Source organism: Streptomyces umbrinus (assembly GCF_030817415.1).
Lineage (GTDB): Bacteria > Actinomycetota > Actinomycetes > Streptomycetales > Streptomycetaceae > Streptomyces > Streptomyces umbrinus_A.
Map to the genome: position 1 here is coordinate 3,681,703 of NZ_JAUSZI010000002.1, position 17,993 is coordinate 3,699,695.

Sequence of the window (17,993 nt, forward strand, 5' to 3'; positions counted from 1 at the left end):
GTCCGTACCCTCAGACACCCAACAGCGTGCCCGGCACCCTCGCCACCCGTGATCAGCTTTCCACGCCCCGAAGGACAGTACTTGCAGCCCGAGATGACTGAGAGTGCCGAATAATCAACGTTCCACCCATGAGCAACCACCGTCGAACGTGTGCCGACGTAATGGCCCTGGACCACCAGACAATGTCTGGCGGCCTAGATGCTCCTTAGAAAGGAGGTGATCCAGCCGCACCTTCCGGTACGGCTACCTTGTTACGACTTCGTCCCAATCGCCAGTCCCACCTTCGACAGCTCCCTCCCCACAAGGGGGTTGGGCCACCGGCTTCGGGTGTTACCGACTTTCGTGACGTGACGGGCGGTGTGTACAAGGCCCGGGAACGTATTCACCGCAGCAATGCTGATCTGCGATTACTAGCAACTCCGACTTCATGGGGTCGAGTTGCAGACCCCAATCCGAACTGAGACAGGCTTTTTGAGATTCGCTCCGCCTTGCGACATCGCAGCTCATTGTACCTGCCATTGTAGCACGTGTGCAGCCCAAGACATAAGGGGCATGATGACTTGACGTCGTCCCCACCTTCCTCCGAGTTGACCCCGGCAGTCTCCTGTGAGTCCCCACCATCCCCGAAGGGACGTGCTGGCAACACAGAACAAGGGTTGCGCTCGTTGCGGGACTTAACCCAACATCTCACGACACGAGCTGACGACAGCCATGCACCACCTGTCACCCGACCACAAGGGGGGCACCATCTCTGATGCTTTCCGGGCGATGTCAAGCCTTGGTAAGGTTCTTCGCGTTGCGTCGAATTAAGCCACATGCTCCGCTGCTTGTGCGGGCCCCCGTCAATTCCTTTGAGTTTTAGCCTTGCGGCCGTACTCCCCAGGCGGGGAACTTAATGCGTTAGCTGCGGCACCGACGACGTGGAATGTCGCCAACACCTAGTTCCCACCGTTTACGGCGTGGACTACCAGGGTATCTAATCCTGTTCGCTCCCCACGCTTTCGCTCCTCAGCGTCAGTAATGGCCCAGAGATCCGCCTTCGCCACCGGTGTTCCTCCTGATATCTGCGCATTTCACCGCTACACCAGGAATTCCGATCTCCCCTACCACACTCTAGTCTGCCCGTATCGAATGCAGACCCGGGGTTAAGCCCCGGGCTTTCACATCCGACGTGACAGACCGCCTACGAGCTCTTTACGCCCAATAATTCCGGACAACGCTTGCGCCCTACGTATTACCGCGGCTGCTGGCACGTAGTTAGCCGGCGCTTCTTCTGCAGGTACCGTCACTTTCGCTTCTTCCCTGCTGAAAGAGGTTTACAACCCGAAGGCCGTCATCCCTCACGCGGCGTCGCTGCATCAGGCTTTCGCCCATTGTGCAATATTCCCCACTGCTGCCTCCCGTAGGAGTCTGGGCCGTGTCTCAGTCCCAGTGTGGCCGGTCGCCCTCTCAGGCCGGCTACCCGTCGTCGCCTTGGTGAGCTTCTACCTCACCAACAAGCTGATAGGCCGCGGGCTCATCCTTCACCGCCGGAGCTTTCAACCCCCACCCATGCGGGCAGGAGTGTTATCCGGTATTAGACCCCGTTTCCAGGGCTTGTCCCAGAGTGAAGGGCAGATTGCCCACGTGTTACTCACCCGTTCGCCACTAATCCACCCCGAAGGGCTTCATCGTTCGACTTGCATGTGTTAAGCACGCCGCCAGCGTTCGTCCTGAGCCAGGATCAAACTCTCCGTGAATGTCTGCCGGTAATCCGGCGTAACACCACGAGAGCGGAACAACCGGGCGGAATAAGCCCGACTGTTCACAACGTCCTCGCTGTGCGCCTGCACGGAACAAATGCCCGGCAGGACTTTTTCAAAGGAACCTCCACCCACCACATGACATGGTGGACGGGGTATCAACATATCTGGCGTTGATTTTTGGCACGCTGTTGAGTTCTCAAGGAACGGACGCTTCCTTCGTACTCACCCTCTCGGGCTTTCCTCCGGGCTTCCCTTCGGTCTTGCGTTTCCGACTCTATCAGACCGTTTTCCGACCCGATTTCCTCGGTGCTTTCCAGGTTTTCGCTTTCGCGTTTCCCTTTCCGGCGACTCCGACTTTATCAGAAGTTCTGAGTCGGAATTCCCGCCCCGGTCGGGGTGGTCCGGACACGCAGTTGTGCCGGGTTCCCGTTCAGGCGGAGCCGTAAACGTACTGGAGCGGGGCGCCCCGATGCAAATCGAGGGACCCCGCTCCGGGTTCACGCGTACGAGGTGCTCAAACCTCGACCACGACCGGCAGGATCATCGGCCGGCGGCGGTAGTTGTCGGAGACCCATTTGCCCAGCGTGCGGCGGATGAGCTGCTGCATCTGGTGGGGTTCGACGACGCCGTCCTGGGCCGACCGCTCCAGGACCTCGTTGATCCTCGGGAGGACGTCGGCGAAGGCGGAGTCGTCGATGCCCGAGCCGCGGGCCTGGATGTGCGGACCGCCGGTGATCTTGCCCGTGCTGGAGTCCATCACCACGAAGACCGAGATGATGCCCTCGTCGCCGAGGATCTTGCGGTCCTTGAGCGCGGGCTCGCCGACATCGCCGACCGAGAGACCGTCGACGTACACGTATCCCGCCTGGACCTTGCCGGAGATCTTGGCCTTGCCTTCGACGAGGTCGACGACGACGCCGTCCTCGGCGATGACGATCCGGTCGTGCGGGACGCCGGTGAGGGCGCCCAGCTCGGCGTTGGCGCGCAGGTGGCGCCACTCGCCGTGGACCGGCATCAGGTTGCGCGGCTTGCAGATGTTGTAGAAGTACAGGAGCTCGCCCGCGGACGCGTGGCCCGAGACGTGCACCTTGGCGTTGCCCTTGTGGACGACGTTGGCGCCCCAGCGGGTCAGGCCGTTGATGACGCGGTAGACCGCGTTCTCGTTGCCCGGGATGAGCGACGACGCCAGGATCACCGTGTCGCCCTGGACGATGCGGATCTGGTGGTCGCGGTTCGCCATGCGGGACAGCGCGGCCATCGGCTCGCCCTGTGAGCCAGTACAGACGAGGACGATCTCGCGCTCCGGGAGGTCGTCGAGCGTCTTGACGTCGACGACCAGGCCCGGCGGGACCTTCAGATAGCCCAGGTCTCTCGCGATGCCCATGTTGCGGACCATCGAGCGGCCGACGAAGGCGACCCGGCGGCCGTACTCGTGCGCGGCGTCGAGGATCTGCTGGATGCGGTGGACGTGGCTGGCGAAGCTGGCCACGATGATCCGCTTGCTGGCGCCGGCGAAGACCTGGCGCAGCACGTTCGAGATGTCGCGCTCGGGCGGGACGAATCCCGGGACCTCGGCGTTCGTGGAGTCCGAGAGGAGGAGGTCGATGCCCTCCTCGCTCAGACGCGCGAACGCGTGTAGATCTGTCAGCCGACCGTCCAGCGGAAGCTGGTCCATCTTGAAGTCGCCGGTGTGGACGACCATGCCCGCGGGGGTGCGGATGGCGACCGCGAGGGCGTCCGGGATGGAGTGGTTGACCGCGACGAACTCGCAGTCGAAGGGGCCGATGCGCTCTCGGTGGCCCTCCGCGACTTCGAGCGTGTACGGACGGATGCGGTGCTCCTGGAGCTTCGCCTCGATGAGGGCGAGGGTCAGCTTGGAACCGATGAGCGGGATGTCCGGCTTCTCGCGCAGGAGGAAGGGGACGCCGCCGATGTGGTCCTCGTGACCATGGGTGAGGACGATGCCCTCGATGTCGTCGAGGCGGTCCCTGACGGAACTGAAGTCCGGCAGGATCAGGTCGATTCCGGGCTGCTCCTCCTCCGGGAAGAGCACGCCGCAGTCGACGATCAGAAGACGGCCTCCGTACTCGAAGACCGTCATGTTTCGGCCGATTTCACCGAGGCCGCCGAGCGGGGTGACCCGCAGGCCTCCCTTCGGGAGGACCGGCGGAGCGGCGAGTTCAGGATGCGGATGACTCAAAAGACTCTCCTCACCACACGCGCCACGTACCTGGCAGGGCACGTGGCGCGCGTGACGTTCGTGCAGTAGCAGTTGTCTGGTGGTGCAGGCCCTCCGGCCTGCGGGTCGTGCGTATTCAGTTGTGAAGTCTGTGGTTAGAGCTGTACCCCGCCGGCGGCAAGATCGATCTTGAGCTGGGCGGTCTCCTCGGGTGACAGGCCGACCATGGGCAGACGCAGCGGCCCGGCGGGCAGGCCCTGGAGGGCGAGCGCGGCCTTGGTCGTCATCACACCCTGGGTGCGGAACATGCCGGTGAAGACCGGAAGCAGCTTCTGGTGGATCTCGGTGGCCTTCTGGACGTCGCCGCTGACGTACGCGTCGATCATGGCCCGCAGCTCGGGGGTGACGACGTGACCGACGACGGAGACGAAGCCGACCGCGCCCACGGAGAGGAGCGGGAGGTTCAGCATGTCGTCGCCGGAGTACCAGGCGAGGCCGGAGCTGGCGATGGCCCAGCTGGCACGGCCCAGGTCGCCCTTGGCGTCCTTGTTGGCGACGATACGCGGGTGCTCGGCCAGACGCACCAGCGTTTCCGTGTTGATCGGGACACCGCTGCGGCCGGGGATGTCGTAGAGCATCACCGGGAGTTCGGTCGCGTCGGCGATGACCTTGAAGTGCTGGTACAGGCCCTCTTGCGGGGGCTTGTTGTAGTACGGCGTGACGGTCAGGAGACCGTGTGCGCCGACCTTCTCGGCCGACCGGGCCAGCTCGACGCTGTGGCGCGTGTCGTTCGTGCCGACGCCCGCGACGACGTGGGCACGGTCGCCGACCGCCTCCAGTACGGCTCGTACGAGATCCGCTTTCTCCGCGTTGCTGGTGGTCGGGGACTCGCCGGTGGTGCCGTTGACGATCAGGCCGTCGTTGCCTGCGTCCACCAGGTGGGTGGCGAGCCGCTGAGCGCCGTCGAGGTCGAGTGCGCCGTCCGCCGCGAAGGGCGTGACCATTGCGGTGAGGACCCGCCCGAAGGGGGTCTGCGGAGTGGAGGTCGGAGCCATGGGTAACACGCTACTCGCTGCTCAACGTGCGGTCTGCCCTCGGGGGCGGCGACAAGTCACGACAAAGAAGGAGCCCGGCACTGCCTGCTCGGGGGTTCAAGCAGTGCCGGGTCCGTTTGATCAGGCTAGATGAACTTCTCGAAATGCCGCAATACGGACACTTCGCATGGTTGACCCGTACACATGTGCCCGACCGGGTGACGGAGGTGCGTTACGGCGCCACGCGCCCGTTGGTATTGAAGGCGGCGTACGTGAGGGGCATGAGCCGGGCCCATTCGGCCTCCATCTTCTCGCCGACCATCTCGATCTCCCGCTGCGGGAAGGACGGGACCTTCGCCAGCTCGTGCTGGGTGCGCAGGCCGAGGAAGTGCATCAGTGAGCGCGCGTTGCACGTCGCGTACATCGACGAGAAGAGGCCGACCGGGAGGACCGCACGGGCGACCTCGCGGGCCACGCCGGCGGCGAGCATCTCCTGGTACGCCTCGTACGCCTGGCGGTACGAGTCCTCCATGACGCGGCCCGTCAGCTCCTGCTGGGCCTGGGTGCCGTCCACGAAGACGTACTTGCCGGGGCGGCCCTCCTGGACCAGCTTGCGGGACTCGCCCGGGACGTAGAAGACCGGCTGGAGCTCCCTGTACCGGCCCGACTCCTCGTTGTACGACCAGCCGACGCGGTGGCGCATGAACTCGCGGAAGACGAAGATCGGGGCGTTGATGAAGAACGTCATCGAGTTGTGCTCGAAGGGGCTGCCGTGCCGGTCCCGCATCAGGTAGTTGATCAGGCCCTTCGAGCGCTCCGGGTCCTTCTTCAGCTCGTCGAGGGACTGCTCCCCGACCGTCGAGACGCGGGCGGCGAACAGCACGTCGGAGTCGGAGGCGGTGTGCTTGACCAGCTCGACGGTGACATCGCTGCGGAAGCTGGGCTTGAGGTCGTCGGCGGGTGTGTCGGTCACGGCTTGGAGGGTCCTTCCCATCACTGGCTCGGGCGGCGTCCACTCTACGGCCCGGCACTGACAACGGGGCGTTCGGTGCCGTGCTGCGACATTCTTCGCCCAACTTCTGCGAAGTCGGTGAAACCGGGCACCAATTGGGGCTCTCGCTCGTCTGTATTGGTGACAGCGATTCGTTCGAGTCGCCTGTTCCGTCAGACCCCCTTCGAGCCTCCAGAGGAGAAGCGCACTTCATGTTTCGTCGGCGCGAGCCCGTTCCGTTCGCCTTCATCGCCGAAGCCGACAGGTTCCGCAGCAATGTCACTCCCCCACCGCGTCAGCGGGCCTCCGCCGGTGAGCTCGCGGGCCGCTGGCTCATAGGCCTCACCGTGGTCGCGGGCCTCGTGGGCTCCCTGCTCATAGGGACGCCCGCCCTGTCGGCCGACAGCTCACCTGCGCATACGCAGCAGTCGGACGCGTCGCAGGGCCGTTGACCCTCCTCCAGCCCGGATGGCCTGGGAGCACCCCCATGGACCCCCGAGGGTGGTGACCGGAGATCCCGCTAGGTAGCCTCACCGGGCATAGTCCATGCGTGGATTGAGTGAGGATCAGTCGTGCCCCTGCCCTTTCTGACCGCCGATCGCGCTTTCGACGAGGCGGGCGAGGATCTCGCGCTGCCGTTCGACGATCGCGACCAGTGGCGACGCCCCTACCGGCCCGGACCGTGGCGCGTCGCCGCGGCGGCGCTTCTGCTGCTGCTCGCGTCGTACGTGCTGTTCGCGGCGGTCATCGTCGCGGCGGCCGGCAATCGGTCCGGTGGCGCGGTGTTCCTGGGGCTCGCGGCGCTCGTCATCGTGTGTGCCCTGCGGCTGCTGCGGATGGGCGCGTGGGTGAGCGCGTACGGGCTGCGCCGGGTCCGTTTCCTGGTCACGAGCACGGCTCCCTGGGCGAAGGTCCAGACGGTGCGGACGGTCCAGCAGCCGGTGCGCTGGCTCGGGCTGCCGCGCACCGTGCAGGGGCAGGCGCTCGTCCTCATCAGCGCCGACCGCTCCGGTGCCGAGCCGACACAGCTGCTGACCACGCACAACGCGGACTTCCTCGGGCGCCCCGACGCGTTCGACCGGGCCGCGGACGGCGTCGAGGTGTGGGCGGACGAGTACCGCGGGCACGCCTGACGGTCGGCGCAGAAAGCACAGCCATCACGGTCAGCACGGCGAAGGGGCCGGTCCGCGGGTGCGGACCGGCCCCTTCGCCGTGTCTGTGTGTGCCGGTGTCGGTGCCTCAGGCCCGTACGGGTTTCCCGTCGTGCAGGGCGATCGCGTGCTGCATCGCCCTGCGGGCCCGGGGAGTGTCGCGGGCGTCGTGGTAGGCCACGGCCAGCCGGAACCAGCTTCGCCAGTCGTCGGGGGCGTCCTCGGTCTCGGCCTTGCGCCTGGCGAAGACCTCGTCGGCCGAGTCGCGGTCGATCCGGCCGGCCGGGGTGCGCTTCAACTCGTCGACGGGCAGGCCGCCTTCGGCGTCGAGCTCGGCGGCGAGCCGGTTGGCCCTGCTGACGAACTGGGTGTTCTTCCAGAGGAACCAGATGCCGATCACCGGCAGGATCAGGACGGCGACGCCGAAGGTGACGGTGAGCAGGGTGCCGCTCTGTATGAGCATCACCCCGCGGCTGCCGACCAGGACGAAGTAGACGACCAGGACGGCGGCCGTGACGGCGTATGTGATCTTCGCGCCCATGGCGGTTACTTCAGATCCAGGAAGTGTTCCAGGCCGAAGGTGAGGCCCGGGGTGTCCACGACACGGCGTACGCCGAGCAGGATGCCCGGCATGAAGCTGCTGTGGTGGAGGGAGTCGTGACGGATGGTGAGGGTCTCGCCCTCGGCGCCGAGCAGCACCTCCTGGTGGGCCAGCAGACCGCGCATGCGGACCGAGTGCACCGGGACACCGTCGACGTCCGCGCCTCGGGCGCCGTCCAGGGCCGTGACCGTGGCGTCGGGCTGAGGGGCGCTGTCCGCCCGCTGCCGGGCGGCGGCGATGAGCTGGGCGGTGCGGTGGGCGGTGCCGCTCGGGGCATCCACCTTGTTCGGGTGGTGCAGCTCGATGACCTCGACGGACTCGAAGTACGGCGCGGCCACCTCGGCGAACTTCATCGTGAGAACGGCGCCGATGGAGAAGTTCGGGGCGATGAGCACGCCCGTCTCCGGTGAGGCGGCGAGCGAGGTGTTCAGCTGCGCGAGGCGCTCGTCGGTCCAGCCCGTCGTCCCGACCACGGCGTGGATGCCGTGCCGGACGCAGAAGTCGAGGTTGCCCATGACCGAGGCGGGCGTGGTCAGTTCGACGACGACCTGGGCGCCGGCGTCCACCAGCGTCTCCAGCTTGTCGTCGCGGCCGAGAGCGGCCACCAGCTCCAGGTCCTCGGCCGCCTCGACGGCTCGTACCGCCTCGGATCCGATGCGGCCCTTGGCACCGAGGACCGCCACGCGCAGCTTGCTCATCTTCTTGCTTCCTTACCGGATTCGAGGGTTACGCGACCGCTTCGTGCAGACGGGAAGCCTGTTTGTCCTTCAGTGGGCCGATGACCGACAGCGAGGGCCGCTGTCCCAGGATCTCGCGGGCCACCTCCCGTACGTCGTCCGGGGTGACCGACGCGATCCGGGTCAGCATGTCGTCGACGGACATCTGCTCGCCCCAGCACAGCTCGCTCTTGCCGATACGGTTCATCAGCGCGCCCGTGTCCTCCAGGCCGAGGACCGTGGAGCCGCGGAGCTGGCCGATGGCGCGGCCGATCTCGTCGTCCGACAGACCGTGCTCGGCGACCTGGTCGAGTTCGTCGCGGCAGATCTTGAGCACGTCGTGGACCTGGCTCGGGCGGCAGCCCGCGTACACACCGAAGAGACCGCAGTCGGCGAAGCCCGAGGTGTACGAGTACACGCTGTAGGCCAGGCCGCGCTTCTCGCGGACCTCCTGGAAGAGGCGGGAGGACATGCCGCCGCCCAGCGCGGTGTTCAGGACGCCCAGGGCCCAGCGGCGCTCGTCCGTACGGGCCAGGCCCGGCATACCGAGGACGATGTGGGCCTGCTCGGTCTTGCGGCCGAGGAGCTCGACGCGGCCCGCCGTACGGATGGAGCGGGAGCCGTCGCGCGGGGCGATCGGGGTCGCGTCGGGCTGCTTGAGAGCGCCCGACTTCTCGAAGGCGGCGCGGACCTGGCGTACGACCTTGTTGTGGTCGACGTTTCCGGCGGCGGCGACCACGAGGTGGGTCGGGTCGTAGTGCTTCTTGTAGAAGCGGCGGATGCGGTCCGCGGTGAGGGCGTTGACGGTGTCGACCGTGCCGAGGACCGGGCGGCCGAGGGGGGTGTCACCGAGCATGGTGTGCGCGAACAGGTCGTGCACGCAGTCGCCCGGGTCGTCCTCCGTCATGGCGATCTCTTCGAGGATCGCGCCCCGCTCGACGTTCACGTCCTCTTCGAGGATCAGCGAGCCCGTGAGCATGTCGCAGACGACGTCGATGGCGAGCGGGAGGTCGGTGTCGAGCACCCGTGCGTAGTAGCACGTGTACTCCTTCGCCGTGAACGCGTTCATCTCGCCGCCGACCGCGTCGATGGCGGAGGAGATGTCCAGGGCGCTTCGCTTCTGCGTGCCCTTGAAGAGGAGGTGTTCCAGGTAGTGCGTGGCGCCGTTCAGAGCCGGCGTCTCGTCGCGCGAGCCGACGTGCGCCCAGATGCCGAAGGTGGCGGAGCGCACGGAGGGCAGGGTCTCGGTGACGACGCGCAGGCCACCCGGGAGGGTGGTCTTGCGGACCGTACCGATGCCGTTCTCGCCCTTGATCAGGGTTTGGGTACGGGCGACGGCCCGCGCCTCCGAGGAGGTGCGGGCCGTCGCCGTGGAGCTACTCGACGTCACTTGTCGGTGTCGTCCTTCTTCTCATCGTCGCCTTCGCCCTCGATCACGGGGATCAGGGAGAGCTTGCCGCGGGAGTCGATCTCGGCGATCTCGACCTGGACCTTGGAGCCCACGCCGACGACGTCCTCGACGTTCTCCACGCGCTTGCCGCCGGCGAGCTTGCGGATCTGCGAGATGTGCAGCAGACCGTCCTTGCCCGGGAGCAGCGACACGAACGCACCGAAGGTCGTCGTCTTCACGACGGTGCCCAGGTAGCGCTCGCCGACCTCCGGCATGGTCGGGTTGGCGATGCCGTTGATCGTGGCGCGGGCGGCCTCGGCCTGCGAGCCCTGGGCGGCACCGATGTAGATGGTGCCGTCGTCCTCGATCGTGATGTCGGCGCCGGTGTCCTCCTGGATCTGGTTGATCATCTTGCCCTTCGGGCCGATGACCTCACCGATCTTGTCCACGGGGATCTTGACCGTGATGATCCGCGGGGCGTTCGGGGACATCTCGTCCGGCGTGTCGATCGCTTCCATCATCACGTCGAGGATGTGGAGGCGGGCGTCACGGGCCTGCTTGAGGGCCGCGGCCAGGACGGAGGCCGGGATGCCGTCCAGCTTGGTGTCGAGCTGGAGAGCGGTCACGAACTCCTTGGTGCCGGCGACCTTGAAGTCCATGTCGCCGAAGGCGTCCTCCGCACCGAGGATGTCGGTGAGGGCGACGTAGTGCGTCTCGCCGTTGATCTCCTGGGAGATCAGACCCATGGCGATACCGGCGACGGGGGCCTTCAGCGGCACACCGGCGTTCAGCAGCGACATGGTGGAGGCGCAGACCGAGCCCATGGACGTCGAGCCGTTGGAGCCGAGGGCCTCGGACACCTGACGGATCGCGTACGGGAAGTCCTCGCGCGAGGGCAGGACCGGGACGATCGCGCGCTCGGCGAGCGCGCCGTGGCCGATCTCGCGGCGCTTCGGGGAGCCGACGCGGCCGGTCTCGCCCACGGAGTAGGGCGGGAAGTTGTAGTTGTGCATGTAGCGCTTGCGGGTCACCGGGGAAAGGGTGTCCAGCTGCTGCTCCATCCGGAGCATGTTGAGGGTGGTGACGCCCAGGATCTGGGTCTCGCCACGCTCGAACAGCGCCGAGCCGTGCACGCGCGGGATGGCCTCGACCTCGGCGGCGAGCGTACGGATGTCCGTGACGCCGCGGCCGTCGATGCGGACCTTGTCCTTGATGACGCGCTCACGGACCAGGGACTTGGTCAGCGAGCGGTACGCGGCGGAGATCTCCTTCTCGCGGCCCTCGAACTGCGGGAGCAGCTTCTCGGCGGCGATCTCCTTGATGCGGTCCAGCTCGGCCTCGCGGTCCTGCTTGCCGGCGATGGTGAGCGCCTGGGAGAGCTCGCTCTTGACCGCGGCGGTCAGGGCCTCCAGGACGTCGTCCTGGTAGTCGAGGAAGACCGGGAACTCGCCGGTGGGCTTGGCGGCCTTGGCGGCGAGGTCGGCCTGGGCCTTGCAGAGCACCTTGATGAAGGGCTTCGCGGCGTCCAGACCGGAGGCGACGATCTCCTCGGTCGGCGCCTCGGCGCCGCCCGCGACCAGCGCGATGGTCTTCTCGGTGGCCTCGGCCTCGACCATCATGATCGCGACGTCGCCGTCCTCCAGGACGCGACCGGCGACGACCATGTCGAAGACGGCGTCCTCGAGCTCGGTGTGCGTCGGGAACGCGACCCACTGGCCGTTGATCAGCGCGACGCGGACGCCGCCGATCGGGCCGGAGAAGGGCAGACCGGCCAGCTGCGTGGACGCGGAGGCGGCGTTGATCGCCACGACGTCGTACAGGTGGTCGGGGTTGAGCGCCATGATCGTGGCGACGACCTGGATCTCGTTGCGCAGGCCCTTCTTGAAGGAGGGGCGCAGCGGGCGGTCGATCAGGCGACAGGTGAGGATGGCGTCCTCGGAGGGACGGCCCTCACGGCGGAAGAAGCTGCCGGGGATCTTGCCGGCGGCGTACATCCGCTCCTCGACGTCCACCGTGAGGGGGAAGAAGTCGAGGTTTTCCTTGGGCTTCTTGGATGCGGTGGTGGCCGACAGCACCATGGTGTCGTCGTCCAGATACGCCACGGCGGAGCCGGCGGCCTGCTTGGCCAGGCGGCCCGTCTCGAAGCGGATGGTGCGGGTGCCGAAGGATCCGTTGTCGATAACGGCCTCGGCGTAGTGGGTCTCGTTCTCCACTAGCGTTTTCTCCGATACTTTTCGTCTTTTGTCCCGATCCGCCCGTGTGGCGGGGGGACGTGAGCGGAGAAGCACGCCTTCTGGTGCGGGCCGGTCTTCGATCGAAGCACCCGGGGTTCGCATCGCCCGGGAGCCACTACCGAGGACCGGCGGCGGCGAGGTGCACTTCTCCTCGTGAAACTGCGTCCGTGCTACCACACTACAAAGGTGCAGTGACACTCCGCACGTACAGCAAAGGGAGCGGCCCCCTAAGAGTGGGAACCGCTCCCTTCACGGCGTCTTACTTGGCGCCCGCCGCACCGCGGCGGATGCCCAGGCGGTCGACCAGCGCACGGAAGCGCTGGATGTCCTTCTTCGCCAGGTACTGCAGGAGGCGACGGCGCTGACCGACCAGGATGAGCAGACCACGACGGGAGTGGTGGTCGTGCTTGTGGGTCTTGAGGTGCTCGGTCAGGTCCGAGATACGGCGCGAGAGCATCGCGACCTGGACCTCGGGGGAGCCGGTGTCGCCCTCCTTCTGACCGAACTCGGTGATGAGCTGCTTCTTCGTAGCGGCGTCGAGCGACACGCGTACTCCTCGTAGTCTTTGAGTAGCCACCGAGTGCCCCTGGTCCACATCTCAGGGGAGCTTCCGTAACTCGGGAGGCGGGGATCCGCTGGGCGCGTCCTCCAGGGCCCTAGAAGGGCGGTCCGGGGGTGCGTACACATACGGCCGTCACACAGCGTACCAGGAGGTAGGGGTCCCACCGACCGGGGTTCCCGGAGTCCGGGGAGGCCAGGGGCGGTCCCAGTAGGGTGACGCGACAGTTCGTTCGTCGGGTCGGGGCCGTACGCCGGACGCGTACGTCGGGAAGGGGTCGCTTCGTCATGGCCGAGACAGAGGACAAGGACGTCAAGGCGCGCAAGGAGCGGGAGAAGGACGAGCTCTACGCCCTCGACATCTCGGGTGTCGAATGGCAGAGCGCGCCGGGCACGGAGGAGCACGAGGAGCGGGTCGAGATCGCGTACCTGCCCGGGGGTGCGGTGGCCATGCGGTCGTCCCTCGACCCGGACACGGTCCTGCGGTACACGGAGGCGGAGTGGCGGGCCTTCGTGCTGGGCGCGCGGGACGGCGAGTTCGATCTGGAGCCGGCGCCGCACAACGGCGGGGTCTCGGCGGAGTAGCGCGGCCTTCGAGCGTGCGAGGGGCCGGTGGCTTGTATGCCACCGGTCCCCTTTGTTGTGTCGGGGTGCCGCTTGGTTGAGCCGGGGGGCTGCACAGTGAGCCGGAAGCGCGCTCCTTAAGCGCGCTTTTGTCCACTTTGCCGTCCGTACAAGGCTGTTCATACGTCACTTCTGGCCAGGGTGTGACGCAGTGGCTGGGACCGGAGGGGTGGACGGGCCTGCCGTGGGGGTGGTTGTGGTGATTAGGCTGGGGTGGGCGCGGCAGCAGAACCCGGGGACGGGACCGCCGCGTCGCACAGGGGGAGCCGGGGCGCGATGGACAGCCTCGGACGATCGGAACGGTCGCCCCAGCTCGGTATGAGGGTGCTCGACCACACCAGGAGGAATTGTGAACAGCGATCGGGACGGGATCCGCGGGGGCTGGGCCACACCCGGCGATGACCAGTCCGACGCGGAGTCCGCCGTCGAGACGACGGGCGAGTTCACCATCGACTACGCCCCTCCCGCCTGGTACACGCAGAACGCGTCGGGGAGTTCGGAGGGGACTTCGTCGGCTCCGGTCGAGGAGGAAGAGGAGTCGGGCGAGGCGAAGGTCTCGGACCGGTCCGATGCGACCGACGGGGCCGGTCCGGCGAACGGGGCGGACGGGGCGGACGGGGCGGACGGGGCGGCGGCTGCGGGGGTGCCCGCGACACCCTCGGTTTCGCCGGCTTCCGTGCCTTCTTTCGCGCCTGGGGCTCCTTTTGCTCCGCCCGCCGCTGTTCCGCCGCCTTCTGCTCCTGTTTCCCCCTCCTCTGCTCCTGACGGTGGTCCGGGTGCCGTTCCGCGGTTGCCCGTGGGGAGTGGGTTCGAGCCTCAGGCCCCGGCTCCTGTCCCGCCCTCTGCGGGTCCTGCCGGTCTGCCTGATCTGCCGAACCTCCAGGCTCCGCCGGTGGCGCCTCCGGACGAGACCGAGGAAGACAGCGGAGACATCGAGAGTGGCGCCACCATGCGGATCTCCGCTGTCGCCGTGAAGCGGGAGGTCTCGGAGCGGGCCGCGGCATCGGACGAGGTCACCGATGCCGATACCGACGCCCAGGACTCCGACGAGAACTCGGACGAAGCCCCCGAGACGGGTGTCGACGCGGAGGTCGTCGAGGTGGCGTTCGGGCGTGAGTCCGATGACGACGACGGCGTGGATGACGTTGACGACGTGGATGGCGTTGACGAGGGAGCCGAGGTGGCGGCCTCGGAGGGCGTTGCCGCGGTTTCCGGTCAGGCCGACGCGTCGGACGAGGTCGAAGCGACCGACTCGAACGACGCGGCCGCCGCGGCCGACGAGGACGAGGACGTCGTCGCGGACGATTCCTCGGGGGTCGTCGAGCTGCACCAGGTTGACGTCGACGCCGAGGACTCTGTTGACGTCACTGATGCCGTGCCCGTGGCGGACGCCGAGCCCCAGGACGCCGAGCCCCAGGACTCCGAGCCGAGCGATGCGGCCCGGGAGACGGCCGCGGACCCGGACTCCGAGCCGGAGGACGCTGCGCCCGCGAGCCAGGCCGAGCCTCAGGACTCCGAGCCGCAAGACGCCGGGCCCCAGGATGCCGAGCCTCAGGATGTAGTGCCCGAGCCCGCCGCGGACGTGGCCGACGCCGTGCAGGACACGCCTCCCGCGTGGGCTCCGCCGCCGGTGCCGCAGGGCGGGCTTCCGCCGTTGCCGCCCTCGTACCAGCCTGCCGCGCCCGCTTCGGCCGCTCAGTGGCCCGCGTCCGCGGAGAGTGAGGGCGGGGCGTCTTCGGCGGAGGCTCCGGCCCAGCCGTCCGTACCGCCGCAGGGGCAGCAGCCCTTCCAGCCGCAGGCTCCGCAGCCTTCGCCGCCGGCCTGGCCCGTCGCGCCCGGTACTCCTGCCGCGGCCGACGCTGCTCCTGCCACCGCGTCTCCCGCCGCTGACGTACCCCCGTCGGCACCGGCCTCCGCTGCTCCGACGGCTCCCGGGCAGCCGGGCGGTTACGGATTCCCGCAGTTCAGCGCCCCGGGTACGGCTCCGGGTCCGCAGGACAGCATTCCCCGTACGACTCCGGAGCCCCAGGACAGCGTCCCCGGTGCGGCCCCTGCGGCGCAGACCCCTCCCGGCTTCCCGCAGCCCGGACCTACGACCGCGCCTCCGGCTCAGGCTCCCGCACCGACGCCTGCGCCTGCGCCTGCTCAGCAGAACCCGGCACCGGCCCCCCAAGGCGGCTACGGCTTCCCACAGTCCGGCCCCGCCGCCGCCCAGCCCACTCCCCCGGCACCCCAGACACCGCAGGCACCTCAGGACGGCTACGGCCTCCAGCAGCCTGGCCTTCCCACGCCTCCCCAGCAGCCCGCTCCGGCCCAGCCCACTCCGGCGGCGCCGAACACCCCGGCGCAGGCTCCCGGTTACGGGTTCCCGCAGCAGGGGACACCTGCACCGAGCACACCCAACGCGCCCGGCCCGCAGCCCGGTTACGGGTTCCCGCAGCAGAGTGCTCCGGCACAGAGCGGGCCCAGCGCACCCGCGCAGCCGCCCGCCGGTTACGGGTTCCCCCCGCAGGGGACACCTGCCCCGAGCACGCCCAACCAGCCCGGCCCGCAGCCCGGTTACGGGTTCCCGCAGCAGGGAGCCGCTCCCGCCGCGAACCCCGCAGCGCCGCACGTGCCCCACCAGCCGGCCGGAGCCGGAGCAGGCTACGGATTCCCGCCGCCCGGGACGGAGACGCCCAACCCGCCCGCCCAGCCGGGAGGTTACGGATTCCCGCAGCAGCCGGCCGCCCAGGCCCCGGCGCCCGCGCCCCAGGCGCAGGCCCCGCAGACCCAGCAGCCCCCGGCCCCGCAGCAGGCAGCCCCGCCTCACCAGCCCGTCGCCCAGCCGCCGGCCGCTCAGCCCCTCCCCCAGCAGGGGCAGCCCCACCAGCAGCCCGTACCGCATCAGCCGAACACCGGCGCGGGCCAGCCCGGCGTACCCCAGCCCCAGGCACACCAGCCTCAGGCCCACCAGGCCCAAGGCCAGCCCCAAGCCCAGCAGCCGCAGCACCAGCCCGGTCAGCAACCCCCCGTCGACCCCCGTACCGGAACCGCCTGGCCGCAGCCCGTGCAGCACGATCAGCGGCAGCCGACCAATCCGGGGGCGCCGCTCGGCTACACGGCGGCCGTGGAGCTGTCGTCGGACCGGCTGCTCAACAACAAGAAGCAGAAGGCGAAGAGCGGTCGGCCCGCCGCAGGTTCCTCCCGGTTCAAGATCGGTGGGAAGAAGGAGGAGGCCGAGCGGCAGCGGAAGCTCGAACTGATCCGTACGCCGGTGCTGTCCTGCTACCGGATCGCGGTCATCAGCCTCAAGGGCGGTGTGGGCAAGACGACCACGACCACCGCGCTCGGCGCCACGCTCGCCACGGAGCGGCAGGACAAGATCCTCGCCATCGACGCCAACCCGGACGCCGGCACGCTCGGCCGCCGTGTGCGCCGGGAGACCGGGGCCACGATCCGTGACCTCGTCCAGGCGATCCCGTACCTCAACTCGTACATGGACATCCGGCGGTTCACGTCGCAGGCGCCCTCCGGTCTGGAGATCATCGCCAACGACGTCGACCCGGCCGTCTCCACGACGTTCAACGACGAGGACTACCGGCGCGCGATCGACGTGCTCGGCAAGCAGTACCCGATCATCCTCACCGACTCGGGTACGGGTCTGCTCTACAGCGCCATGCGCGGCGTACTGGACCTCGCCGACCAGCTCATCATCATCTCGACGCCGTCGGTCGACGGTGCCAGCAGCGCCAGTACGACGCTGGACTGGCTGTCGGCGCACGGGTACGCGGATCTGGTGTCGCGGTCCCTGACCGTCATCTCCGGGGTGCGCGAGACCGGCAAGATGATCAAGGTGGACGACATCGTCAGCCACTTCGAGACGCGCTGCCGGGGCGTCATCGTCGTGCCGTTCGACGAGCATCTGGCAGCCGGTGCCGAGGTCAATCTCGACATGATGCGGCCGAAGGTGCGCGAGGCGTACTTCAACCTCTCGGCACTGGTCGCCGAGGACATCGCGCGGCACCAGCAGTCCCAGGGCCTGTGGACGTCGGACGGCAACCCGCCGCCGGTCGCCGCCCCTCCGATGCCGGGCCAGCCCCTGCCCGGCCAGCCGATGCCGGGGCAGCCCGCGCAGGGCCAGCCGTATCCGGGCCAGATCCCCCAGCAGGGCCAGCCGCCCGCGCAGCCGGGTCAGCCCTATCCGCCGCAGCAGCCCCAGCAGCACCCGGGTCAGCCGTACCCGCAGCAGCCCGGGGCCCAGCCCCAGCACGGGCACGGCGCCCCGCCGCAGCCAGGCGGCTACCCGCAGCCGCCTCAGCAGCAGCACGCCCAACCCGGTCAGCACGCTCAGCCCGGGCATCAGGGGCACCCCGGCGCCGCGCCCCAGGGCTGGCAGCCCCAGCCGGGCCAGCAGCCGGGTCAGCCGGGTCAGCCCCAGCCCGGCGCCCCCTTCCAGCAGCCCCCGGCCCCGGTCGCCCCCGGTCAGCCCTTCAACCCCAACGCCCCCGCGCCGGCCCCGGGCCAGCAGTTCCAGCCGGGGCAGCCCTACCAGCCCCCGCAGGCGGACCAGGGGGCCCAGGACCCTCAGGCTCCCCAGGCCTCGCAGGGTCAGACCCCGCCGCCTCCGCCGCCCCACCAGTAACCGGCGTCACCCGTAACCCATACGGCCGAACTCGCCGCTCCCGTTCCACCCCGAAGGGCCCGCCCCGTAAGCCACGGCGCGGGCCCTTCGCGTACCCCCGGACACCTCCCGGAGGCACCCCGCCCGTCGCGGCCCAAAACGCCACC

General features: G+C 68.6%; 12 protein-coding genes and 1 rRNA gene. 4 read left to right on the forward strand and 9 right to left on the reverse strand.

What is annotated here, in order from left to right; translation table 11 throughout:
• Positions 1-209: 209 nt before the first annotated feature.
• The 4 genes from QF035_RS16100 to thyX all read right to left on the reverse strand — a co-directional run bounded on the left by QF035_RS16100 (position 210) and on the right by thyX (position 5,931).
• Positions 210-1,739, reverse strand: a 16S ribosomal RNA gene (locus QF035_RS16100).
• A gap of 520 nt (positions 1,740-2,259) precedes the next feature.
• Entirely contained in the window at positions 2,260-3,945 is a 1,686-nt protein-coding gene (locus tag QF035_RS16105; protein WP_269652543.1) for a ribonuclease J, read from the reverse strand.
• Between the two features lie 134 nt (positions 3,946-4,079).
• On the reverse strand, positions 4,080-4,979 hold the full coding sequence (dapA, locus tag QF035_RS16110) for a 4-hydroxy-tetrahydrodipicolinate synthase (protein ID WP_055615916.1): 900 nt from the start codon (positions 4,977-4,979) through the stop codon (positions 4,080-4,082).
• Positions 4,980-5,190: 211 nt separating this feature from the next.
• A complete protein-coding gene (thyX, locus tag QF035_RS16115; protein ID WP_307521026.1) occupies positions 5,191-5,931 on the reverse strand; it encodes an FAD-dependent thymidylate synthase in 741 nt (246 codons plus the stop codon).
• Positions 5,932-6,161: 230 nt separating this feature from the next.
• Between thyX and QF035_RS16120 the strand changes: the two genes are divergently transcribed.
• The gene (locus tag QF035_RS16120) at positions 6,162-6,401 is read left to right on the forward strand and encodes a hypothetical protein (protein WP_266754122.1); all 240 of its coding nucleotides are present in this window, start codon (positions 6,162-6,164) and stop codon (positions 6,399-6,401) included.
• Between the two features lie 120 nt (positions 6,402-6,521).
• Positions 6,522-7,082 carry a hypothetical protein gene (locus tag QF035_RS16125; RefSeq protein ID WP_307521027.1) on the forward strand — a complete coding sequence of 187 codons (561 nt, stop codon included), beginning with the start codon at positions 6,522-6,524 and terminating at the stop codon, positions 7,080-7,082.
• A 106-nt stretch (positions 7,083-7,188) separates the two neighbouring features.
• Here the strand turns inward: QF035_RS16125 and QF035_RS16130 are convergent, their stop codons facing one another.
• From QF035_RS16130 to rpsO, 5 genes are all read right to left on the reverse strand, one after another.
• A complete protein-coding gene (locus QF035_RS16130) occupies positions 7,189-7,641 on the reverse strand; it encodes a hypothetical protein (RefSeq protein WP_307521028.1) in 453 nt (150 codons plus the stop codon).
• A gap of 5 nt (positions 7,642-7,646) precedes the next feature.
• Complete coding sequence (gene dapB, locus QF035_RS16135; protein WP_307521029.1) at positions 7,647-8,399, reverse strand: 4-hydroxy-tetrahydrodipicolinate reductase; 753 nt, start codon at positions 8,397-8,399, stop codon at positions 7,647-7,649.
• A gap of 28 nt (positions 8,400-8,427) precedes the next feature.
• Positions 8,428-9,807: a M16 family metallopeptidase gene (locus tag QF035_RS16140; RefSeq protein WP_307521031.1), complete on the reverse strand. Its 1,380-nt coding sequence runs from the start codon at positions 9,805-9,807 to the stop codon at positions 8,428-8,430.
• The gene (locus QF035_RS16145; RefSeq protein WP_307521033.1) at positions 9,804-12,020 is read right to left on the reverse strand and encodes a polyribonucleotide nucleotidyltransferase; all 2,217 of its coding nucleotides are present in this window, start codon (positions 12,018-12,020) and stop codon (positions 9,804-9,806) included. Before QF035_RS16145 ends, QF035_RS16140 begins: the two co-directional genes overlap by 4 nt.
• 280 nt (positions 12,021-12,300) lie before the next feature.
• Complete coding sequence (gene rpsO, locus QF035_RS16150; RefSeq protein WP_019075416.1) at positions 12,301-12,588, reverse strand: 30S ribosomal protein S15; 288 nt, start codon at positions 12,586-12,588, stop codon at positions 12,301-12,303.
• Between the two features lie 299 nt (positions 12,589-12,887).
• Here rpsO and QF035_RS16155 point away from each other — a divergent pair, with 299 nt between their 5' ends.
• Both QF035_RS16155 and QF035_RS16165 read left to right on the forward strand, forming a co-directional pair.
• The gene (locus QF035_RS16155) at positions 12,888-13,184 is read left to right on the forward strand and encodes a DUF397 domain-containing protein (protein WP_307521035.1); all 297 of its coding nucleotides are present in this window, start codon (positions 12,888-12,890) and stop codon (positions 13,182-13,184) included.
• 388 nt (positions 13,185-13,572) lie between these two features.
• Positions 13,573-17,847, forward strand: coding sequence for an SCO5717 family growth-regulating ATPase (locus QF035_RS16165; protein WP_444968433.1), 4,275 nt, complete (start codon positions 13,573-13,575; stop codon positions 17,845-17,847).
• The last annotated feature ends 146 nt before the right edge of the window (positions 17,848-17,993 follow it).